18 protein-coding genes and 1 riboswitch are annotated in these 24,657 nt (G+C 37.3%); of the genes, 11 read left to right on the forward strand and 7 right to left on the reverse strand.

Translation table 11 applies throughout. The features are described 5' to 3' along the window. Nucleotides 1–6: 6 nt before the first annotated feature. Nucleotides 7–747: an energy transducer TonB gene (locus tag L6469_RS07220; protein WP_006282062.1), complete on the reverse strand. Its 741-nt coding sequence runs from the start codon at nt 745–747 to the stop codon at nt 7–9. Nucleotides 748–882: 135 nt separating this feature from the next. On the opposite strand from L6469_RS07220, the gene porQ reads away from it, so the two are divergent. Then, on the forward strand, nt 883–1,827 hold the full coding sequence (porQ, locus tag L6469_RS07225) for a type IX secretion system protein PorQ (RefSeq protein WP_006282063.1): 945 nt from the start codon (nt 883–885) through the stop codon (nt 1,825–1,827). Between the two features lie 2 nt (nt 1,828–1,829). Then, nucleotides 1,830–2,522 carry a (d)CMP kinase gene (gene cmk, locus L6469_RS07230; RefSeq protein ID WP_006282064.1) on the forward strand — a complete coding sequence of 231 codons (693 nt, stop codon included), beginning with the start codon at nt 1,830–1,832 and terminating at the stop codon, nt 2,520–2,522. Nucleotides 2,523–2,752: 230 nt separating this feature from the next. Here the strand turns inward: cmk and L6469_RS07235 are convergent, their stop codons facing one another. Both L6469_RS07235 and L6469_RS07240 read right to left on the reverse strand, forming a co-directional pair. Then, nucleotides 2,753–3,613 carry a 4-hydroxy-3-methylbut-2-enyl diphosphate reductase gene (locus tag L6469_RS07235; RefSeq protein WP_006282065.1) on the reverse strand — a complete coding sequence of 287 codons (861 nt, stop codon included), beginning with the start codon at nt 3,611–3,613 and terminating at the stop codon, nt 2,753–2,755. Nucleotides 3,614–3,640: 27 nt separating this feature from the next. After that, nucleotides 3,641–4,714, reverse strand: coding sequence for a DUF1573 domain-containing protein (locus L6469_RS07240; protein ID WP_006282066.1), 1,074 nt, complete (start codon nt 4,712–4,714; stop codon nt 3,641–3,643). A 171-nt stretch (nt 4,715–4,885) separates the two neighbouring features. Here L6469_RS07240 and rmuC point away from each other — a divergent pair, with 171 nt between their 5' ends. Together rmuC and clpB are read left to right on the forward strand one after the other, a co-directional pair. Next, the gene (gene rmuC, locus L6469_RS07245) at nt 4,886–6,328 is read left to right on the forward strand and encodes a DNA recombination protein RmuC (protein ID WP_143007236.1); all 1,443 of its coding nucleotides are present in this window, start codon (nt 4,886–4,888) and stop codon (nt 6,326–6,328) included. A 143-nt stretch (nt 6,329–6,471) separates the two neighbouring features. Then, complete coding sequence (gene clpB / locus L6469_RS07250; RefSeq protein WP_006282068.1) at nt 6,472–9,060, forward strand: ATP-dependent chaperone ClpB; 2,589 nt, start codon at nt 6,472–6,474, stop codon at nt 9,058–9,060. A 76-nt stretch (nt 9,061–9,136) separates the two neighbouring features. Here clpB and L6469_RS07255 read toward each other — a convergent pair whose 3' ends face one another. Beyond that, nucleotides 9,137–11,101 carry a glycoside hydrolase family 97 protein gene (locus tag L6469_RS07255; protein ID WP_006282069.1) on the reverse strand — a complete coding sequence of 655 codons (1,965 nt, stop codon included), beginning with the start codon at nt 11,099–11,101 and terminating at the stop codon, nt 9,137–9,139. A gap of 471 nt (nt 11,102–11,572) precedes the next feature. Between L6469_RS07255 and hflX the strand changes: the two genes are divergently transcribed. The 7 genes from hflX to rhaM all read left to right on the forward strand — a co-directional run bounded on the left by hflX (nt 11,573) and on the right by rhaM (nt 20,732). Beyond that, complete coding sequence (gene hflX, locus L6469_RS07260) at nt 11,573–12,820, forward strand: GTPase HflX (RefSeq protein WP_006282070.1); 1,248 nt, start codon at nt 11,573–11,575, stop codon at nt 12,818–12,820. 33 nt (nt 12,821–12,853) lie between these two features. Then, entirely contained in the window at nt 12,854–14,689 is a 1,836-nt protein-coding gene (locus L6469_RS07265) for a DUF4954 family protein (protein ID WP_006282071.1), read from the forward strand. Nucleotides 14,690–14,714: 25 nt separating this feature from the next. Continuing rightward, entirely contained in the window at nt 14,715–16,373 is a 1,659-nt protein-coding gene (locus tag L6469_RS07270) for a fumarate hydratase (protein ID WP_006282072.1), read from the forward strand. A gap of 122 nt (nt 16,374–16,495) precedes the next feature. Continuing rightward, nucleotides 16,496–16,595, forward strand: a riboswitch (TPP riboswitch). Nucleotides 16,596–16,615: 20 nt separating this feature from the next. Next, nucleotides 16,616–18,976: a TonB-dependent receptor gene (locus L6469_RS07275; protein ID WP_006282073.1), complete on the forward strand. Its 2,361-nt coding sequence runs from the start codon at nt 16,616–16,618 to the stop codon at nt 18,974–18,976. Beyond that, on the forward strand, nt 18,977–19,558 hold the full coding sequence (gene pnuC / locus L6469_RS07280) for a nicotinamide riboside transporter PnuC (RefSeq protein ID WP_006282074.1): 582 nt from the start codon (nt 18,977–18,979) through the stop codon (nt 19,556–19,558). It abuts the gene before it with no gap. Between the two features lie 11 nt (nt 19,559–19,569). Further along, nucleotides 19,570–20,217 carry a thiamine diphosphokinase gene (locus tag L6469_RS07285; RefSeq protein WP_006282075.1) on the forward strand — a complete coding sequence of 216 codons (648 nt, stop codon included), beginning with the start codon at nt 19,570–19,572 and terminating at the stop codon, nt 20,215–20,217. A 197-nt stretch (nt 20,218–20,414) separates the two neighbouring features. Beyond that, on the forward strand, nt 20,415–20,732 hold the full coding sequence (gene rhaM / locus L6469_RS07290; RefSeq protein WP_006282076.1) for an L-rhamnose mutarotase: 318 nt from the start codon (nt 20,415–20,417) through the stop codon (nt 20,730–20,732). A gap of 43 nt (nt 20,733–20,775) precedes the next feature. Here the strand turns inward: rhaM and dnaA are convergent, their stop codons facing one another. From dnaA to L6469_RS07305, 3 genes are all read right to left on the reverse strand, one after another. Continuing rightward, complete coding sequence (gene dnaA / locus L6469_RS07295; protein ID WP_006282077.1) at nt 20,776–22,185, reverse strand: chromosomal replication initiator protein DnaA; 1,410 nt, start codon at nt 22,183–22,185, stop codon at nt 20,776–20,778. 348 nt (nt 22,186–22,533) lie between these two features. Continuing rightward, entirely contained in the window at nt 22,534–23,436 is a 903-nt protein-coding gene (locus tag L6469_RS07300; RefSeq protein WP_006282078.1) for an MlaD family protein, read from the reverse strand. Between the two features lie 6 nt (nt 23,437–23,442). After that, a complete protein-coding gene (locus L6469_RS07305) occupies nt 23,443–24,651 on the reverse strand; it encodes an N-acetylmuramoyl-L-alanine amidase family protein (RefSeq protein WP_006282079.1) in 1,209 nt (402 codons plus the stop codon). Between the last annotated feature and the right edge of the window lie 6 nt (nt 24,652–24,657).

Below are 24,657 nucleotides of genomic sequence, written 5' to 3' on the forward strand. Positions count from 1 at the left end.
AAAAGTTTACAAACTAAAGACTATAGGTATAGCCATCATGGTCATACATGGTTTATTATGCATAAGTCCCGGTTTCCATTTTGGCATAGCATGCATTACACGAAGCACCTCTCTATCCAAAAGAGGATTAACAGACTTAGCTATTTTTATCGAAGAAACGTTACCTTCCTTATCTACGATAAAGGAAACAACTACTTCTCCTTGTATTTTATTATTTTTTGCTTGAGGTGGATACTTCAAACTTTTGGTTATCCACTTCATAAACTCTACCATACCTCCAGGAAACTCAGGAAGTTGTTCTACAATCTGGAAATTAAATGGATTGTCAAGACTTGCAGGAGTTTGGGGAAGAGCTGTTGTTATATCTGATTCCTTCACAGCTCCCTCTACGGTTCCATGCCCAGCAGCATCTGAATTACCGACTCCATTAAGAATAGCCTCACTAATAGCGCTCAATTTCTTAGGAGTCATTTCAACCTTCTCTTGCTTTTTAATATTAGTCGTAATTGTTTTAGAAGGAGCTGCTGCCGGTTCATAACTTACCATATCATGATTATCCTGAGGCATCATCTCCAAATCCTGTGAAATATCGTCCAGTAAATCTTCGTTTAGTTCGCTACCGTTAGAAGAATTAGTGGTATATTCAAAACTAACAAACAATACAGACAACACCAAAATCAGACCCAACAAAAAGCCTGTTATTCGTTCGTCCTCTAAATTTGCTTTATTTGATTTTTTTATTTCCACACTAAAAACAATTTTTCTTCGTTATGTGTTAAACGAATTCAAAGGCAAAATTACAGTAAATAAAACGAATTACAAAAGAAAAACATTCTTTTTTATTCAAAAAGATGTATCTTTGCCTTTCAATAAAAAATACTGATGAGAAAAATTGTTTTTACCCTTCTTTCAGCATGTTACTCTTTGAGCGTTTTGAGCCAAGAGAGTCAAACCGAATATAATTTTTTAAGAGTGCCTGTAAGCGCACATTCTGCGGCCCTTGGAGGAGATAATATTTCAATAATTGAAGATGATGAGACATTCATCTTTAACAATCCTTCCCTTCTCTCATCAGTCAGTGACAAAACTATAAATTTCAACTACATGAACTATATGTCCGGAGTAAACATCCTTAGTGCATCCTTCAATCGTATAGTTCAAGAGAAAGTTTCTTGGGCGATTTCTGCTCAATATATCAACTATGGCACCATGAAGGAAACGGATGAAAATAACATCCAGACAGGTAATTTCTCGGCAAAAGATATCGCTCTTGCAGGCTATTTATCATACATGCTATCCGAACGCATTGTCGGAGGTCTCACAACTAAATTTATAACCTCTTACATTGGTGATTACAACTCTTTAGCTGTTGGCTTTGACTTGGGATTAAACTATTATGATCCAAATAAAGAATGGTCTGTATCTATAGCAGCCAAAAACCTAGGAGGTCAATTAAAAGCGTATAATGAAGACTTCGAACCTATGCCGATCGACATTCAAATAGGAGCAACCAAACGCTTACTAAACACCCCTTTTAGAATATCTACGACCTTGGTTGATTTAAACCACTTAAATTACAGTTTTATCAATCATGCAGTATTTGGTGCAGAGATTATACTTTCACCAAATATATGGATTGGCGCTGGATATAATTGTAGACGTGCCAAAGAAATGAAATTACAAAGTTCTGATGGTGAAAGTAGTCATGGTGCTGGACTTTCATTCGGAGCTGGATTAAATTTAGACAGATTCAAGTTGAATGTTGCTTATGGTAAATATCACGTAAGCAGCAGTTCATTATTAATTAATGCTGCATATACACTATAATTATGAGAAAGATAACGATTGCTATTGATGGATTTTCATCATGCGGAAAAAGTACTATGGCCAAAGATTTAGCTCGCGAAATTGGCTATATTTATGTAGATACTGGCGCTATGTACAGATCTGTAACGCTATATGCTCTTCGCCATCAATTATTCAATGAAGACGGAAGCGTTAAAACGTCTGAACTAGAGAAAGAAATGCCAAATATTAAAATTTCCTTTCAACTGAATAAGGAAACAGGACGTCCTGATACTTATCTGAATGGGGTATGCGTAGAACAAGAAATTCGTTCTCTAGAAGTTTCATCACACGTAAGTCCGATTGCTGCTGTACCTTTTGTACGTGAAGCCCTAGTAGCCCAACAACAGAATCTAGGAAAAGATAAAGGTGTCGTCATGGATGGAAGAGATATCGGTACAACCGTTTTTCCTGATGCCGAACTAAAGATCTTTGTTACGGCTTCATCTGAAGTAAGAGCACAGCGCCGTTTTGACGAATTAAAAGCTAAAGGTATGCCTGCAGACTATGATGATATTAAGAAAAATGTTGAAGAGCGCGACTACATTGATACCCATCGTGAAGTTTCACCGCTTAAGAAAGCTGATGATGCTATCGAACTTGACAATAGCAAATTAACAATAGCCGAACAAAAAGAATGGCTTATAAGCCATTTTAACCATATTGTCAACAACTAATTAGCTTTAACAAAATCCTTATTTACCTAGAAAAGAGCATGCTTCATTGAATATTTTTGGTGAGCACGCTCAAAATATGTAAATTTGTGATACTATAATTTAGAATAAAGATTAAGTTTTTGTTTATGTTAATTACAAAAACAGATGATTATAATAGATTAAAAATTTTGAGTTAATTACTGTTTTTTAAGCGGTGTTTCTTTGAGAAAAGCGACACTGCTTATTTTTTTCTACTTCGTATTTCGAAGTATGTAGTCTCTACACTCCTCCATCAACCATTTAGGAGTACTTGTTGCACCACAGATACCTATGGTATTGACATTTGTTACCCAATTCATATCAATTTCTTCAGCCCTTTCAATCTGAAAACTATTAGGATTTACACTATGACACTCTTTGAATAATACCTTTCCATTGCTACTTTTCTTTCCTGCAACAAACAGAATAAGATCATGCCTAGAAGCAAAAGTAGCTATATTGGGCATACGATTAGCCACCTGTCTACATATTGTATCAAAACTTTGGAATACTGACTTTTTGCTGATATGATCCTGAATATAATCTATTATACGATGAAATTCATCCAGCCCCTTAGTCGTTTGAGAATACAGATAAATATCTCGATTGAAATCTAATTTTGTAACATCCTCGAACTTTTCGATTACGATAGCTTTATTCTGTGTCTGACCTACAAGTCCTAAAACTTCAGCATGACCTTTTTTACCAAAAATAACAATTTGAGCAGAGGGATTACTATCATATTGCTTTTTGATTCTTTTTTGCAACTGCAATACTACAGGACAAGTAGCATCGATTATTTCTATATGATTTCTTTGAGCCAGTTCATATGTTTCAGGTGGCTCCCCATGTGCTCTAAGAAGAACTTTAACATGATGCAAATTTTTCATTTGTTCATGATCTATTGTTACTAGGCCACGATCGTGCAACCGTTCAACCTCCATTCCATTATGAACAATATCACCTAAACAATACAGAGTTTCCCCCTCTGCAAGTTTTTCTTCTGCTTTTTTGATGGCAGTTGTTACACCAAAACAAAAACCACTTCCATTATCAATTTCTATCTGTATCATCGATACTATACTATGCTATACTATCAATTAATCTTTAACGTTTATATGAATGATAACCTTAGAATATGAAGGATCATTAGTAATCATCAACACACGGGGTTTAGAACGAACTTTTTTAAGTTGTCGCTTTAAAGCAGTAACTTTCAATTTAGCTTTTTCACCAGGAGCAAGCTTCGTTTTATTTAAAGACATTTCAAAGCCCTCAGTAAACATTTGCATACTACGAATATCCAAATCACTTTTACCAACATTCTCTAATTCAAGCACACCCTTCAGCTTGGTCTTTTTTCCAAACGAACCTAAATCAAGCGTATTACTAGTTATTTTTAACTTTGGAGCTAACGCTTGAATTGAATTTGTTTCAGTTTCGTCAAACGCAGGAAGTAATACCGAAGAGACACTGATTTCTTTCTCCGGAGCTACTTTGTCGCCAGGATACATCCCCAAATATAAACTTGTCTGAGAGAGACCAAAATTACGCAACTTCTTTGAATCAAGAGTCAGCGAAATAATACCCGCTTGCCCCGCAGCCAATCTTGAAGGAGAAACATTTGCTGTAAGATATGGAGGCAAATGCATTACCTGAGGTAATATCTCTGAACGACCGGCATTAAAAACATGAATCTGTGCTACTGGACGATCCCCCCGATTAACATCATCAAACTCAATATCATTAACATCCAACTTCAAATCTCCTATCTGAAAAGGATAAGCTCCAGAGAAGCCTACATAATCACTAACTACAACACCTTTAAGGCGAAGAATCGTTGGATTTTCACTTGCATTACTATACAATCCTATTAATTTATCAAAATGCCCCATCAGTTTGGCATCATAGGTTACTTCTACTTTAAACTTTTCACCAGCAAGGATTGCTCTATGAGGGAAAGAAACAGATGTACATCCACAACTTTTTTTCACGTCATGTATTACCAAAGGTTTATCTCCACCATTTTTCAAATTATAAACGGCCGTAATCGGATCACGGAAAAGTATCTGCCCTAAATCAATAGAAGATTCATCTGTAACGATACGCTGAGCTTGAAGCTGAATGGATGCGAATGCCAACAAAATGGCTAAGATAATATTCTTCTTTTTCATAACTTTTGTCTTTTAAGCTATCTATACTCTACTCTTGATAAATAGTTCATACTTTTATTACTTTTGGAAACAAAAGACAAACATAACAGCCAAGAAATATAACTTCACGACAAAGATAGTAAAAACTATTGAATTAGCAAAAAAATAACTAACTTTGCATGCACTAAAAATTTGAAAGTTTCATTAAACTATAACATGGATATTATATACTTTATATTAGGAATTATCATCGGTATTATCATCGGCTACATCATTAGCAATAACAAACATCATCAACAAGAAACACAGTTGATGTCACAACGCGACATTTTCCAAACCAAACTGGAAAGCATAACGCAACAAAACCAACATGCTATAGAAAGCCTCAACAAACAGCTACAAGAAGAAAGAGAACGAAATGCACAAGAAAAAGAAGAAGCTCGCAAACTATTCTTGTATGAGAAAAATGAATTACGAACAGAGTATGTTAGACAATTAGAAATAATAAGACAACAACATAAAGAATCGCTCGAACAACAGTCCAAACTAATTAACGAACAAATTCATCATGCCTCAGAAGAAATCTTAAAACAACGCTCAGAAGAACTTTCCCAAACCAACCAGCAACAACTATCAGCTATCCTTACACCTCTGCATGAAAACATCAAACAGATGAAAGAGGCTGTAGAGAAAAACGATCGAGATCAGTCTTTATCGCTGGAAAGATTAGATGCTTCTATTAAAGCTAATCTTAAACAAGCACAGGAAGTAGGAGAACGAGCTGATAAATTAGCTCAAGCCTTAACAAGCGAAAACAAGACTCAAGGTAATTTCGGTGAACTTCGTTTACGTCAGATTCTCGAAAATATGGGACTTGAAGAAGGCGTACAGTTTGAAGAACAATATACCATGAAAGATTCTCATGGCAACTTTATTAAAAACGATGAAAGCGGCAAAAAACTTATTCCTGATGTTATTCTTCATTTTCCGTACGACAGAGATGTCATTATCGATTCCAAAATGTCGTTCAAAGCTTTTGAAGATTACTATAATGCAGACTCTGAAGACGACAAGAAAGATGCATTAAACAGACACCTCACTTCTGTAAGAACCCATGTTGTCGAACTGGCACGCAAGCAATATAACAATTATATACAAGAAGGTCATCAAAAATTAGACTTCGTGTTTATGTATGTATTTAGCGAAAGTGCCCTACAACTAGCACTAACAAATGATCAAAACTTATGGAAATGGGCATATGACCAAGGGGTTGTCATCTCAGGAAGTCAAAACCTGTACATGATGTTAAGGGTTTTGGAAATGACGTGGAAACAAGTAAAACAGGTGGAAAACCAACAACGAATTATGGATACTGCCAACTTAATTATAGACCGCATCCAAATATATTATGAGCGACTTCAGGATGTAGAAAAGCAATTCGACAATACACGTAAAGCCTTTAATAAACTCAATACTATAACAGCTCCAAACGGTCAGAGCATAGAAACTGCCGCCAATAATTTACTCAAATATGGCGCAAAAGAAAATCCTAAACGAAAATATAAATTATCAAAACAAAATAAACTCGAAAATATTTCCGAAACCGAAGAAGAAATGAATGCCAACCAGGCTTAAAATATCTTCTAAAACCTATTCACGAGTACCAAAAGGTGCCAAATTGTCTTGCCGATAAGACAATTTGACACCTTTTATACAATGGCTTATTTGTTGCCAACCCCTCCATAGAAAATAACAATAAAAAAGAAAGGAGCACGAATATGACATTCGACAAATTTACAATTAAAGCTCAAGAAGCCATACAAGAGGCAGCAAATATTGCACAAAAAGCAGGAGAACAAACAATAGAACCTGTTCACCTTCTTGCTGGTATCATGAGCAAAGGGAAAGATATAACTAACTATATCTTTCAAAAATTAGGTATAAACGGTACTGCTATTGAATATGCTGTACAACAGGAAATAAACCATTTGCCTAAAGTACAAGGTGGACAACCTTATTTGAGTAATGATTCAAACAACGTATTACAAAAGTCCTTTGACATATCTAAGAAATTGGGCGATGAATTCATAAGCATAGAACCTATTTTACTGGCGTTATTAAATGCAAATTCAGCTGCTAGTAGAATATTAAAAGACTCAGGTTGCACCGAAAAAGAGATGCTGGCTGCTATTCAGGAACTTCGACAAGGTCAGAAAGTACAAAGTCAAAGCGGAGACGAAAACTATCAGGCTTTATCCAAATATGCTAAGAATCTCATAGAAGAGGCTCGTACAGGAAAACTCGACCCCGTTATCGGACGTGATGAAGAAATCAGACGGGTGCTCCAGATACTGAGTAGAAGAACTAAGAATAATCCGATTCTGATTGGCGAACCTGGTACAGGTAAAACTGCTATTGTAGAAGGATTGGCTGAACGTATTGTCAGAGGAGATGTTCCTGAAAATCTAAAGAATAAGCAACTCTACTCGTTGGACATGGGCGCCCTTGTTGCCGGTGCGAAATATAAGGGAGAATTTGAGGAACGTCTTAAAGGCGTAATTAAGGAAGTTACCAATGCAAATGGTGAGATTATTCTCTTTATCGATGAAATTCATACACTGGTTGGAGCAGGTGGTGGTGAAGGTGCCATGGATGCTGCAAACATTCTAAAACCTGCTCTTGCTCGTGGAGAACTTAGAGCTATCGGTGCCACTACTTTAAATGAATATCAAAAATACTTCGAGAAAGATAAAGCATTAGAACGTCGATTCCAAACTGTACTTGTAGATGAACCTACAGAAGAAGATGCCATCAGCATCCTTCGTGGTATCAAGGAACGATACGAAAATCATCACAAGGTACGTATCCAGGATGATGCTTGTATTGCTGCTGTACATTTATCAGAACGATACATCAGCGACCGATTTCTACCTGATAAAGCGATAGACTTAATGGATGAAGCTGCAGCTAAACTCCGCATGGAGCGCGATTCTGTTCCAGAAGAATTAGACGAATTAAACAGAAGACTAAAACAGCTTGAAATCGAACGAGAAGCGATTAAGCGTGAAAATGATACCGACAAAATCGCTCACCTTGATAAAGAAATCGCTGAACTAAAAGACAAAGAAAAAGACTATCGCGCAAAATGGGAAGGCGAAAGAGCTTTGGTAAACAAGATTCAGCAGGACAAACAGGAAATAGAAAATTTGAAATATGAAGCTGAACGCGCTGAACGAGAAGGTAATTATGAACGTGTAGCTGAAATAAGATATTCTAAATTGCAACAACTGCAACAGGATATTGACAATATCCAACTTCAATTGAAGGCAACCCAAGGTGGGGAAGCAATGGTACGTGAAGAAGTTACTTCTGATGATATCGCTGAAGTCGTTAGTAGATGGACTGGTATTCCTGTTACCAGAATGCTTCAGAGTGAAAGGGAAAAGCTCTTGCATATGGAAGAAGAACTTCATAAGCGGGTTATTGGTCAGGAAGAAGCCATACGTGCCGTGAGCGATGCCGTGAGAAGAAGTCGTGCTGGGCTTCAGGACCCTAAACGACCAATAGCCTCATTTATCTTCATTGGCACAACGGGTGTAGGTAAAACTGAATTGGCGAAGGCACTAGCTGACTACCTATTCAATGATGAAAATATGATGACGCGAATCGACATGAGTGAGTATCAGGAAAAATTCAGTGTTTCACGGCTCGTAGGAGCGCCTCCAGGATACGTAGGATATGATGAAGGTGGCCAACTCACTGAAGCAGTAAGACGCAAACCATACAGTGTTATTCTCTTCGATGAAATCGAGAAAGCACACCCTGATGTATTCAATATACTTTTACAAGTATTAGACGATGGACGATTGACTGACAATAAGGGTAGAACTGTCAACTTTAAAAATACGATTATCATCATGACAAGCAATCTGGGTAGCAACCTTATCCGAGAAAGAATGGAAGAGGCACACGGAGTGCTCAGTAATAACGAGCAAGAAGAGCTCAACCATCAGATTATGGATATGTTGAAAAAGACCATTCGTCCGGAGTTCCTTAATCGTATCGATGATACGATTATGTTCCTGCCACTAAGCAAGCCACAGATTAGAGAAGTCGTACGCTTGCAAATGAATAGTGTATCAAAGATGCTTGCCCAACAAGGTTTCCAACTCCAGATAACCGATGCAGCTATAGATTATCTTGGTGATGTCGGTTTTGATCCTGAGTTTGGAGCACGACCTGTTAAGCGAGCCATCCAACAGTATGTGCTCAATGATTTAAGTAAGAAAATTCTTGCCGAAACTGTATTACGCGACAAACCGATTATCATTGATGCAAATATGCAAGGATTAGTATTTAGAAACTAAAATACAATGCACTTACAAAAAATCCTGGAAAAGTATTGTAGCTTTTCCAGGATTTTTTTTGTAAGACATATAATGCTTACTCACATAGGATAACACCCCCCATAGGCTGCAAGACAACTGCGATTTTACCATTTTTGCCAACTTTTACTTGCTTCATTTCAGAGTCAGCAACAAGCTGTCCCTTCTTCTTATTTTTGTCCAAAAGTAGTTTCACTGTCTTGCCAGCAAACTCAGGTAAATCCAAAAGGACCTTGATAGGTTGTTCCGTTCCATTAATACCAGCAGCCATCCATGTATCACCATACCGACGAGCAACACAGAAATATTTAGTCGGATAACCTGCTAAGAAACGAGTTTCATCACACTGACTTGGAATCTTCTTCAAGAAATCGATTTTCCAATCAGATAGTGTTTTCTCTGACTCAGGCGTTATTTCTACACAATTAAACGCAACTTGATTCGTGATAGCCGTAGCCATTTCAAAGACATCACTTGTATAACGAGGATGACGAGACTTATTATCGCGACTCATATATCGGTTCATTATAACACCACCCCAATCAAAAGCACCCAACGTATTTCTACAAAATGGATGCATGGTCAGCTCAAATCCTTCTTTTTTAGCATGATGTTCAGAGAAGAAAACATTTTCACTGGCTAATGCCGCTTCACTAGCGATATAGTTCGGATACATACGCTCCCAACCACGAGGCATAGTTGCACCATGGAAAATAACATATAAGCCATAATCATTAGCATCACTTAGGATATCCTCATACAATTTTATAGTTTCCTGCTTATCCCCTCCAAAGAAATCAACCTTAATGCCTTTGATACCATTTTTTTGCATCCAGGCCATTTCTTTCTTTCGATTAATGCTATTATTCATAATATCGCGAGGACCCTGAGGGGCGTCGTTTGCATAACCATTGCTATTATACCAAAGCATCAAGTTTACCCCTTTATCCTGTGCATAACTAGACAACTTTTCGATACCACTATGCCCCATAGACTCATCCCAGAGTCCATCTACAAGACAATATTCGTATCCCATTCTACTTGCTAAATCTATAAACGAAACCTGATCATTATAGTTGATAGAATTATCTTGCCAAACCAACCAACTCCATGTATAACGACCAGGCTTATAAGTATATTTACGATCATACAAAGGCTTTACAACATCAAATGGAATAGTTGTTTCTACAATTGGCTTTAAAGATGCCCCCACAGTAATCGTTCGCCAAGGAGTCACTCCAGGCAATCCAAATGCAGCAAAGGCACTTCCCACACCATTGTTTTCACCTTCCTGTGGAAAAGCAATGGTATAGCCTCGTTGAGCATTCCAATCACTCAATCTACTTGCACAATAATGACTATCCACGCCCGTTTCACTAATCAGAACCCATCCTTCGTTTCCTACATGAAAAAGACATGGAAAAGTATAACCTACACCAAATTGAGACTTTTCGGAAAGTTTAGCTTCTGCAACATATTCTTCTTCATACGAAGGCTTACTACGCTTCCAACCTGTCATAGGAGTAATCTGAGGACTTAAAAATGTTGTTGTCGATTGTGGAAGTTTAAAACTACTAGCCTCTTCTAACACCTTGACGATTTTGGTCTCACCACTATTCTGTTGAGGAATTAAATAACGATAAGCTACATTATTATCAGAAACTTGAAAAACAATTGTTATCTGATGATTTTGAACCGTAGAATATGTTACCTCTAGTTTATTAGCCGTATAATGCACTTTAGAAGCTTTAGTTCTATCCATCGTGTAAGTATCCTCTATACGTGAAGATTCCTCTTTTACAAATTTGAGATCTTTGGTAAAATCATCAATATCAGTACGAAGCCCCAAGCCTGAAGGTTCGAGCATAAGCATTCCATCATACTCTACTTGATAATTTAAAAGGCCTCCATCATCTACCAACTTAACTATAGTTTTACCATTAGGAGATGTAACAACTCGATTCTCAGCCTTCATCGAAAACGAAGAAAGCAAAAAAAGACAAATAAATATAACTTTTTGCATTTTTAGATTGTTAGGTTATTGATTCTACAAGAAGAAAGTTTTTATAATTAAAATCATATACAAATATACAAAAAAAATCGTCTCGACATCACGTCGAGACGAATTTCTTCATTTTGAATGTTTCAGCAGTTTGTGTTTTTATGTAGTTATGATCTCTTTTTTTGAAAATCAGTTATATTAAAACCACTGCAAAGATAATGATAATAATTGATTTACATCAAAATGGAATTCACTTTTTACGCAAATTTCAACGTAAACGTTTGCGGTAGTTAAAGTACCTGTATAGGGTTTAGCAGATACTATTTTGCAATTCATCTACACTGACAATAAGTGGAAAATTGACACTATTTTTACTAAAAAATCCCTTTTTTACTATGATCTTTTAATCTATATCCTTTAGTTTTTAAAACAAATACACACCCGTCTCACTTTTTTTTTGTAAGTTTGCATACATAATTTAAAAAAAATTGCATGAAAGAATTCGTAATATCAGAAGCCAAGGCTGAAACAGCTATTCTAGTTGGACTCATAACTCCAAACCAGAACGAGGAAAAGACTAAGGAATACCTTGACGAACTCGAATTTTTAGCAGACACAGCTGGGGCTGTTACTGTAAAGCGATTTACGCAAAGAGTAAACGGACCAAGTCAAGTTACCTATGTAGGTAAAGGTAAACTTGAGGAAATCAAACAATATATCAAAGACGAAGAGGATAACGAACGAGAAATTGGTATGGTTATCTTTGACGACGAACTTACAGCCAAACAAATTAGAAATATCGAAGGGGAGCTTGGCGTCAAGATATTGGATAGAACTTCACTTATCCTAGATATTTTTGCTATGCGTGCTCAGACAGCAAATGCTAAGACTCAAGTAGAACTTGCCCAACATCGCTATATGTTGCCACGTCTTCAACGCTTATGGACTCACTTGGAACGCCAAGGAGGTGGATCAGGTTCAGGTGGTGGTAAAGGTTCTGTTGGTCTACGTGGTCCTGGTGAAACCCAGTTAGAGATGGACCGTCGTATCATTTTACAACGTATCACTTTGCTCAAGAAGCGACTTGAAGAAATCGATCGTCAACAGTCTACACAGCGTAAAAATCGAGGACGCCTCATCCGAGTAGCCTTGGTAGGATACACCAATGTAGGTAAATCAACTACCATGAATTTGTTGTCAAAAAGCGAAGTATTTGCCGAAAACAAATTATTTGCGACCCTTGATACTACCGTACGAAAAGTCGTTGTCAAGAATCTACCATTTCTATTGGCTGACACAGTTGGATTTATTCGTAAACTTCCTACAGATCTTGTAGATTCTTTCAAGAGTACACTTGACGAGACCCGAGAGGCAGACTTGTTAGTACACGTGGTAGATATTTCTCACCCTGACTTTGAGGAACAGATTAACGTTGTAGAACAGACACTAAAGGATATTGGTTGTACAGATAAACCTAGTATGATTGTTTTCAACAAGATTGACAATTATACATGGGTGGAAAAGGAAGAAGACGATTTAACACCTTCAACCAAGGAAAATATTAGTCTAGACGAATTAAAGAAGACTTGGATGGCTCGTATGCATGACAACTGCATTTTCATTTCTGCCAAGACTAAGGAGAATGTCGATGAGTTTAGAGATATTCTGTACAAGAAAGTACGCGAGCTCCATGTTCAAAAATATCCTTACAACGACTTTCTATATCCAGAAGTTGAATAAAAACGGATAGTCCCCAAGATAATATTGACGAAAATGGACGAATATAGATCACTAACAGAAGAAGAAATACAAATTCTTGAAAAACAAGGATGTATAGCAGAAGACTGGACAGCTATCAATGTTGCAGAAGATTTCAGTCCTCTCTATCTCAAGAATGTAGAATTCTCTGGAGAAATATACTTGGGTGTCTTTGAAAAGAATATCACATTTGAAGATGGCTTTTCAAGACACAGTGGCATTCGTCATGCTATTCTTCGCGACGTAACAGTTGGAGATAATTGCTTGATAGAAAATATTGGTGGTTATATCTATAATTATACCATCGGTGAAGATAGCATTCTCGTCAATATCGGCAAAATTAACACTTCCACAGAATATACTTTCGGTAGAGGAAATATTATATCTGTAATCAACGAGTCTGATAACGGAAACACCATTCTTTTCGAAGGACTTACATCCAACATTGCAGCATTAATGGTGAAGCATGCAGATGATAAGGAATTTAAATCGTCCATGTGGAAATTAGTCAGAAATGTCATTCAAAGCAACACACCCGAACGCGGAGAAATAGGCTATGGAGTGAAGATTACGAATACCTTGGAGATTACCAATTCTATCATCATGGACCATTGCGAAGTTAATGGAGCTTCACGTATTTGTGAAACAACTTTATTCACCTATCCGATGGATGCAGATTCAGGAATATTCATTGGGAATGATGTCATTTTGGAAAACTGTATAGTTGTAGCTAATGCTTCCATTATGGATGGTGCCAAGATCAATAATTGTTTTGTTGGAGAAGCCTGTCATATTGGTAAAGGCGCATCAGCAGATAATTCTCTCTTTTTTGCCAATAGCTATCTTGATAACGGAGAGAGTTGTGCTGCATTCTGTGGACCTTTCACCGTTAGTCATCATAAGAGCACTTTACTTATCAGCGGACAATATTCCTTCTATAATGCAGGAAGTAACACAAATTACAGCAATCATGCCTACAAAATGGGACCTATCCATTGGGGAATCATAGAACGTGGAAGCAAAACTGCCAGTGGAACACATATTCTATGGCCTGCTCAAATAGGAAGTTTCTCTATGTGCATGGGGAAAATACAAAATCATCCTTGCACCCTAGATTTACCTTTCAGCTATATCTTTGGTAGTAACGATAGCACTTACTTGGCACCAGGAAGAAATATTACCACTGTAGGAACATATCGTGACATTTCAAAATGGCCAAAACGAGATATGCGCGTAAGAAGTGGAAAAAACAGCATTATCAATTTCGACTGGCTCAATCCGACGACTATACAAGAATGTTGCCGAGGAAAAAAAGTTTTGGAAGATTTACGCACAGAACAAGGCGAGCACATGGCTAGCTATATCTATAAAGGTTGTAACATTCGTAATAAGTCATTAGAAAAAGGCATAAAATACTACGATTTAGCTATTAGGCTTTTTATTGGAGAAACACTTCAAAAACACTTGGATATCGATTTACCTTCTACAAGTATAGGCTCTGGCGAATGGAACGATTTAGCAGGCTTAATTTTACCAGAAGAGAAAGAACTGGAGCTTATTGACAATATCAAGAATGGCTGTATCACTAGCTATTCTGAATTACAGGAAGAAATGCAAAACATACATGCACATTATGAAGAATACAAATGGGCATGGGCATTCCGAATCATTCTAAGTTTCTATCACTTAGACACTATTGGACAAGAAGATATTATCCACATTCAACAAGATTACCAGCAAGCTCTGAATGAATGGAATAATGCTATCAAATACGACGCTGAGAATGAATTCAAGATGGGCGATGTGGCCATCGAAACACTCAACGATTTTTTAAACAAACAAAAATACTAACTTATATATAAAAAATAAAAACATTATGGCAAAAGCACCAGATTTTAAGTATGCTCCTATGTTTCAAGTACAGAAGGACGATACTGAATATCGACTGATTTCAAAAGAAGGTGTATCAGTTGGTGAATTTGAAGGTAAAGAAATCTTAAAGGTAAGCAAAGAGGCACTCACCTTATTGGCACAGCAGGCATTCCACGATGCAGAATTTATGCTTCGTCGTGAGCATAATCTGCAAGTTGCAAAAATTTTGAAAGATCCTGAAGCAACAGAGAATGATAAATACGTAGCTCTGACTATGCTTCGCAATGCAGAAACAGCTGCTAAAGGTATTTTACCTTTCTGCCAGGATACAGGTACAGCCATTATCCATGCTGAAAAGGGACAGCAGGTTTGGACAGGCTTCGAAGATGAAGAAGCACTCGCTCGCGGTGTTTACAACACATATACACAGGAAAACCTTCGCTATTCACAAAATGCCCCTCTCAACATGTACGATGAGGTAAATACTCGTTGCAACCTTCCTGCTCAGATTGATATCGAAGCTACTGAAGGTGCAGAATATCGCTTTATTATGGTTGCTAAAGGTGGCGGTTCAGCTAACAAGACTTACTTCTATCCAATGACTAAAGCTACCATTCAGAATGAGGGAACCCTCCTTCCATTCCTCGTTGAAGAAATGAAGCACTTAGGAACAGCTGCTTGTCCTCCATATCATATCGCTTTCGTTATCGGTGGTACTTCTGCTGAGAAAAACTTGCTCACCGTTAAACTTGCGTCCATTAAATATTATGATAATCTTCCTACTACAGGAGATGAGACGGGCCGTGCTTTCCGTGATATTGATCTAGAGAATAAACTTCTTGAAGAGGCACATAAGATTGGTCTTGGAGCACAGTTTGGTGGTAAGTACCTAGCACACGATATCCGAGTTATCCGTTTGCCACGACATGGTGCAAGTTGTCCTATCGGTATGGGTGTAAGCTGCTCAGCAGACCGCAATATCAAGGGTAAAATCAATAAAGATGGTATCTGGCTGGAGAAGATGGATTCTAATCCTGGCGAACTAATTCCTGAAGAATATAGAAACCCAGGTGAAGGTGGCAAAGGTATCGAAATCGATCTCGACAAGGGTATCGATGCTGTTAGAGCCGAATTAACTAAATATCCTGTTTCAACTCGCGTCGTTTTGAAGGGTACTATTATCGTAGCTCGTGATATTGCACACGCTAAACTGAAAGCAAGATTAGATGCAGGTGAAGACTTACCAGCATATTTTAAGGATCATCCTATTCTTTATGCAGGACCTGCTAAAACTCCTGAAGGATATCCTTGTGGAAGTATGGGACCTACTACAGCTAACCGTATGGACCCTTATGTTGATGAATTCCAGGAACATGGCGGTAGTTTAGTTATGATTGCTAAAGGTAACCGTACGCAAGTAGTTACAGATGCTTGCAAAAAACATGGTGGTTTCTACCTTGGTACTATTGGTGGTGTAGCTGCTGTATTATCTCAGAGTAGCATCAAGAGCATCGAATGTGTAGAGTATCCAGAATTGGGTATGGAAGCCGTTTGGAAAATCAAAGTAGAAGACTTCCCAGCATTTATCCTCGTAGATGATAAGGGGCACGACTTCTTTAAGGAGCTTAAACCATGGGCACCTTGTGCAGGATGCAAGAAGTAATATACTGACCATTTATCAACAAAATAATAGTGTCTCGAATCTGCAAATTGTCAGATTCGAGACTTTTTTTTATGTATAATTTTGCTATATCCGTTTTTTGAAGTACCTTTGTACACGTATACAGATGTATAAGGGGGTGCTTGGGCGATTGCCCTTGCTGAGAATATACCCAACAACCTGATCCGGATAATGCCGGCGTAGGTAGGACTACCCTCATTTTTTAATGTTTATAAAACTACAAGATGAAAAAGATTGTATTGTTTTCAGCCACACTTATTAGTGTAGCTGGAGCAAATGCACAGACTCACCTAGACACAACTAAGATTCATCAATTAGAAGATGTTGTGGTCAAAGGTGTCCGTGCTCAAGAAAATGCGCCATTTGCGATGGCTGATTTCAAGAAAAGCGATTTACAAAATTTTTCCAAATCAGGAAAAGAACTTCCATTCCTGTTTGCAAATACACCTGGTATTTTAGCCTGGAGCGAGAACGGACTTGGAATTGGAACTACTTATATGCGCATTCGCGGAGCTGCAGGTAGTCGTATTAATGTAACTTTAGATGGCGTCTCTCTGAATTCTCCTGAAGACCAAACTGTTTTTTGGGTTAATATGAATTCTTATGGTTCTCTCTTAGGTTCTGCACAGATTCTACGTGGTATCGGTTCCTCTACGAATGGTGATGGCGCTTTTGGTGGTACCATTTCTTTGGCAACAGCAACACCTAACTTTGAGCCATCAGCTGAAGTTACAGGCTCTTTTGGCTCATACAACACCTACCATGCTGGTGTTAATTTCTCTACAGGATTGCTTTGGAATCATCTCATTTTTGATGGTGCTTATCATGAGACAGCAACTGATGGATACCTTCATGGCACATCTGGTCGCTCGGGGTCTTACTATGGTGGCCTCACTTATATCGGTCATAATTTCCAAATTAAATATAAGAATATCGGAAACTTCGAAAAGACAGGTCAAGCTTGGAATGGTGTTACAGCTGGCAATGACGATTACAGTATGAATAGCTATATGGGCATAAAGACCTATGAGGATATGTATAACCTAGGCTTGGGCAAGTTCAATAGCCTCTATGAGAGTTTCACTCCTGATTGGGAAGGCGGATATACCATCAACAGATACCAATTAGAGGATGGTACTTTCTGGGATAAAGCAACTGATAATTTCTATCAGAATCACAATATTTTATCAGTAACTTGGAATTCCTCTACCCACTGGTCACACAGTGCCGCTTTACACTATACCTACGGACATGGCTATTATAAGGAATTCCGTTCAAACAATAAGTTTGAAAAATTTGGAATGTATGCTACCTCTAAAGATGACAATAGTTTCGTTAAGAAATCTGATTTCATCCGCCGTAAAGGTATGACTCAACATACTTATGGTATTGTATACAATGCTAACTATAAGGATAAAAATTGGGACATCGTAGGTGGAGTAAACTTACAACAATTCCGCGCCAACCATTTTGGATATATCGACTACATTAAAAATAAATCAAATTTAAATATCCAAAAGCCTTATAGCGACAACAAGTACTATAATTCTGACGCACACAAATATGACTATTCTGTATTTGCAAAGGCTAATTACCACATCAACTCGATGTGGGATATATTTGCCGACTTACAGTATAGACACATTGATTATAAGACTAACGGTCTCAATGATAAGTTTTATAAAGTCATCAATAGTAATACCTATAAAAATCAGGAACTGAACATTGACAAGAAATATGATTTCTTTAATCCAAAAGCTGGTATTAGCTTTCATCAGAATGGACACAAGGCGTATTTCTCTATAGCTTATGCTGGTCGTGAACCAGAACGCAACAACTTCACTGATAATGGTTCATATCCAGCACCAAAGCCAGAGCATATGCTCGATTTTGAACTAGGTTATCAGTTCTCTGGTAACAACTGGAATGCTGGTGCTAATTTATACTATATGAATTACGATAACCAGTTTGTGCAGACGGGAGCCAAAAGTGATATTGGCGAAAATTTAACAACCAATATCAAGAAAAGTTACCGTATAGGTATCGAACTCTCTGCTGATTGGAGTCCGGTAAAATGGTTTACAATCGCAGGTAATGCAGCTTTGTCACAAAACAAAATCAAAGATTTTGATGAAGTAGTTGAAACATATGATGAAAACTGGGTAGAACAGCCTTCAACGACTATACACTATGACAATTCTACCTTATCGTTCTCACCATCAACCATACTTAACGGCTTCCTCAATTTCCATTACCAAGGCATAAGTGCAGTTTGGCATACCAATTTTGTAAGCCGCCAGTATATGGATAATAGCGAGAATAAGGATAGATCGCTTCCAAGCTATTCCCAGACAAATATCAACCTGAAATATACTCACCATATGAGCAAACACATCATGGGTATGAAGGAAGTTGTCTTCGGCATTGACCTAAATAATATCTTTAATCGTCATTATGCAGCAAGCGGCTGGGCTTATTCAGCTATCGTAGGCAAAGACTATCCCGCTGACAACCGCTACTACCTGCTAGGTTATGTACCTATGGCAGGCTTTAATATGATGGGTAATATTACATTACGTTTCTAAATGGAAAAATTTCTAATAGACCATTGGATGGATATATTAGGTACCCTTACAGGCCTCATCTATGTCTATCAAGAATATAAAGCTAGTATTTACTTATGGATCACCGGCATTATTATGCCAGTGATCTATATTTTTGTGTATTACGAAGCGGGATTATTTGCCGACTTCGGTATGAGTATTTACTATACTTTAGCAGCAATCTATGGATTTGTTGCATGGAAACTATTTAGCAACAAAGAACATAAAGAGGTACCTATTACTCACATCCCGAAAAGATATATTCTACCTACCATCATTGCATTTTGCGCACTTTGGGTAGGAATCTACCTTATCCTCATTCATTTCACCAATAGTAATGTTCCCATACTCGATAGTCTGGGAAATGCATTAAGCATCATCGGACTCTGGGCACTAGCTCGAAAATATCTGGAACAATGGTGGATATGGATTGTAGCCGACATAGAATTATCCCTACTCTATCTGTACAAAGGTCTATTCTTTACAGGTGGCTTATATATATTATACGTCATCATTTCATTTGCAGGAATATGTAAGTGGAAAAAAATAATGGCAACTCAATAAATATCAGCTCTATGATTTTTCCTCTCATAACAGAAAGCTATCATCCGGAAGCCGTAATCATTGCAGGTGGCGACTATCCTACTCACCCCATCCCATTGGCTTTATTACGACATGCTAAATTTGTATGTTGTTGCGATGGAACTGCTCAGACCTATATCGAACATGGTTACATCCCCCATGCTATCGTTGGGGATGGAGACTCGCTAACAGAAGAGTTCAAAACAAAATATCAGTCTATATTTCATCATATTAGTGAACAGGAAGACAATGACCTTACCAAAGCCACACGATACTGTATGGCTAAAGGATATACGTCTATCTGTTATTTAGGAGCCACAGGTAAACGAGAAGATCATACTTTAGGCAATATCAGCCTTTTGATTCGTTATATGCATGCTTTTCATATTCAGGCTACCATGGTTACCGACCATGGATATTTTACTCCTGCAGAAGGAAAAAATCAGTTTGAATCTTTCCGTGGACAACAGATTAGTATTTTCAATTTTGGATGTACCACACTTTATAGTGAAGGATGCAAATGGAATACTTACGCTTTTAATGAACTATGGCAAGGTACACTGAATGAAGCTATAGGCGACACTATTACATTTGAAGGAAATGGAAAATACTTAGTATATCGTACTTTCAATTCCAAATAATATACATTTTTTGTGCTCAAGAACATGGAAAATCAATACATACGTAATCATGTCCACTTTTCGCAGTGAGACCTTGTCTGAAACTCGTAAGCTTTGAATATTTTCTTGCAGAATCAAATAAAGCCATTGTCAAAAGGCAGTGGCTTTATTTTTTTTTGTACCTTTGTGTCAACCTAAATAACTATAAAATTAAAAACATGAAAAGATTTGCCTTTAAAATGTATTTAAAACCTGGATGCGAAAAAGAATATGCAAAAAGACATGCTGCAATCTGGCCTGAGTTAAAACAAATGATTAAAGATGCAGGTGTAAATAACTACAGTATTTTCTGGGATAAAGAAACTAATCTCCTCTTTGCCTATCAAGAATGCAGTAAAGAGACCAATAGTCAGGATACCACTGATATAGACCCCATTACACAGAAATGGTGGGATATGATGGCCGATATTATGGATACAAATCCTGATAATAGTCCTATAAGTATACCAATGGAAGAGGTTTTCCACATGGACTAAATAAAATAAAAACTCCAAAACCGTAAGATTTGGAGTTTTTATTTTATTTTTTAAGTTTAAAAGAATTCTCTATACTTTGAATTTCATCAAAGAACTTCTTATCCGTTTTAAGACGAGTTTCCACCTGATTACAACTATGCACCACCGTAGAATGGTCTCGCTTTCCTACCAACATACCAATACGTGATGCCGGCATCTTTGTATATTTTTGACAAAGATACATAGAAACCTGACGAGCTATTACGTATTCACGTTTCCGGCTTCGGCTATTAATATTAGTGGATGTCACATTATAGTGATTACATACTTGCTCCAATATATCATCCACCGTTAATGGTCGATCATCGACTTTTACAGCACGCTCTATACAGCGTTTTGCCAACTTGATATCAATTTTACTATTATATACAATACTGTAAGCTAACAGCTGATTGATAGTACCTTGCAAGTCACGAACACTACAGTTAGCATTCTGAGCTATATAAGTCAGAACATCATCATGAATATCCAAGCCATCTCGCCGCATTTTGTGCTTCATAATATCAATACACAACTGTACATTTGGCTTTTCCATCTCGGCTATCAAACCGCAAGAGAAACGAGTCAACATACGATCAGGCATACCCGTCAAAGAAACAGGAGGTCGATCACAAGCCAGGATAATACGCTTATTATTTCTGAAAAGATGATTGAAGATATGGAAGAACGTCTCTAAAGTTTTAGTTTTCCCCATCCATTCCTGCACATCATCAATAATCAAGGTATCAATAGTCTGATAGAAAGCTATAAAATCATTGGTATGATTTTCAAGCACAGCCTGTGTATATTGCACAGAAAACAGTTTGGCACTGATATACAACACACGAGAATCAGGATACAGTTTCTTAATTTTTAATCCGATAGCATTCACTAGATGCGTCTTTCCACATCCAGAAGGACCATAAATAAAGAATGGATTAAACTGTGAATTGTATGGATGTTCAGCTATAGAGACACCAACAGTACGAGTCAGTTTATTACTCTCTCCCTCCAAATAATTATCAAATGTTAATCGATTATTCAGATGAGAAGGAATATCCTGAGGTTTGGCTGCATCCGAAACGGAAGGAGCTTGATTAGTTTCTAAACTCGATTGAGGCTTAGGAGCCTGATCTGAAGGATCGGCCTCTATATTTTGTGTCGTCGGTGGATTTTTTACAACAACAACACGATAATTAAGCCGTACACCTTGCCCAAAGGTACGCGTCAACACTTTGGTTAATAAATCAACATAGTTAGCTTCCAAATACTCATAAAAAAAAGTACTTGGAATATTTAGCAATAATGTCTTCGTTGCTTGATTATACGATTCAAAGACTATTGGCTTAAACCATGTATTATATTGCTCTAAGGTAACATTCTCAGCTATGAGTGTAAGACTGTTGTCCCAAAGAGCTTTAGGACTTACCTGCATTTATTAAATTTAAGTGTTAAACATGCCAAACGGCATTATTTCTTACTATTGCGACTGCAAAATTACGAAAGTTTTTAGACATAAACAAATTACTTCATTTATAATTTTGATAAAGAACTCACATTAGCTCTTTAAAATTACATTATACGTCAATTTATTTTCCTTATAATATTCAACTAGACAATATCCACGTAATCAACTAAAAGTCAATCAGTTATCGATTATATTAACACCGCTAAGCAATATCGTGAAACAATTTACATAAATCAGGAACACCCTATATCATAGGGAGTTCCTGATTTACTTCCGTGAAACACATATCAGTTTCTTATCTAAACAAAATTCAAATTACTTATCCTTTCTACCAAATACAGAGAAATGTACATAACGCTTAGGATGCTGTTTTAAATCAATCATCAGCGAATCCGCATCTCGAATAGTAGCATTGAGATGATTATAGAGCGAAGGATCATTCATAAGTTTACCCAAAGAACCCTGATTACTATTAAGCTTTTCAGTAAACTCTTTAGCATTAGCTAGAGTTGCATTTATCTGTTGCATAGTACCCGCAACATCAACATCTGCCAACTTACCAGTTAAGGTCTGTGTATTATCTAACACACCGTTTGCCTTATTAATCATGCCCGGCACACTATGATTTAAACCTCTTAGCAAGGTATTAAGTTCCTGTGTAGAAACTGCAAGATTAGCAGTAGTCTGCTGAATATTACCAAGTGATTTTCCAATATTAGGGTCAGCAAGTATCATATTCAGACGATCAAGAATAGAATCTACCTTAGGCATCATCTTCTCTACTTCAGGAATAAGTCCAGCAGCCTTAGTCATCACTCCCTCAGCAACTTTACCAGAAATAATATCTCCAGGAGACAGCCATTTCGACTTATTATCAGCAATCAACAAATTGATCTGAGTATTCCCCATTAAATCTTTGTCGATTTCTGCAGTGGTACCAACAGGCACTCTCATAGCTTGATTCAATTCTATTTCAATTTTAATTGGACCAAGCTCACCATAGTCAAAAACAATGTTTTTTACAGTACCGACTTTAAAGCCATCGGCATAAATAGGAGTAGATGCACCTAAACCCATAATATTATCAAAAGTAATATAATAGGTATTTGCATTAGCAAACAAATTCTTTCCTTTCAGAAAATTGATGCCAAAAAACAAGATTACAACACCCGCAATAGCAACGAGCGCAATCTTCACTTCATTGGTAAAAAACTTCATATCAGACTACTTTTTTTTGTTTTTTAAAAATTCTTTTATGGCAGCATTTACATCTACCTTATCACCACCTTTCATAGCAATGATAAATGCGTTAGGGAACTTTTCTAACAATGACTTTCTCAATTTATAGATTTCATTATAATTAGATGAAGAACCAACCGTATATTTTATCAAATTATCTTCTTTGAAAGAGTTGATATCTGTTTCCCCTTTAAAGTGAGCATCGCCCTTACGCAATTCTCTGCTACTCGTTAAAATCTGCACCTTAAATATAGGCACCTCTGATGGTTGTACAGCATTTTGCTTTTCTGATACCACCGGCGCTGGCTTAACCACTTTCCGAATCGTTTTGGGAGCATCATTGGAATTATTCTCTTGATAGCTACTTGGTACAAGTTTAGGCATCTCGACTTTTGCTTTTTTAGTCGCACGGTAAGGTACAGTCAATCCTGTATAATACTGCTCCTTATACTGCTTGAAACCGTTATAAATTTGTTTTGCAAGAGAATCTACATAGGAAGATGTATTCAATGCAGACTCCTCATCAGGAGTAGTGATAAAACCAAGTTCAATAAGACAACTAGGCATCGAGGTTTCTCTTAATACCAAAAATCCTGCTTGATGTACACCCTTGTTAGGTACACTTACATGAGTACACACACTATTCTGAATATAACGGGCAAGATCTACGCTCTTCTGCATGTTTTTATCTTGAATGAATTCAAACATGATATAACTTTCAGACGAACGAGGGTCAAAACCTTGATAAGTCTGCTTATAGCCTTGCTCCATTGAAATTACTCCATTCTCACGCATGGCGACGTCTAGATTATCTTTAGCACGGTGCATACCAAGCGTATAAGTTTCAAAGCCTCTGGCTATCTTACCACCTGGAAGAGCATTGGTATGAACAGAAATAAACAAATCTGCATTATTTCTATTTGCAATACTTGCACGCTCTTTCAAAGGTATAAAGACATCAGTTCTACGTGTATAAATAACCTTTACATCTGGACAATTCTGCTCTACATATTGGCCAAAAGCTAAAGCCACACTCAGATTGATGTTCTTTTCTTTAGAGATTGCTCCTATAGCGCCAGCATCATGCCCACCATGTCCGGCATCAATAACAAGCGTGAATTTCTGATCTGCAGCTACAACAGAGACTGCAAAACACAAAAGTATTGCTATCGTTAACAGTAATTTCTTATGCATATCATG

Source organism: Segatella baroniae B14 (assembly GCF_022024235.1).
Classification (GTDB): Bacteria; Bacteroidota; Bacteroidia; order Bacteroidales; family Bacteroidaceae; genus Prevotella; species Prevotella bryantii.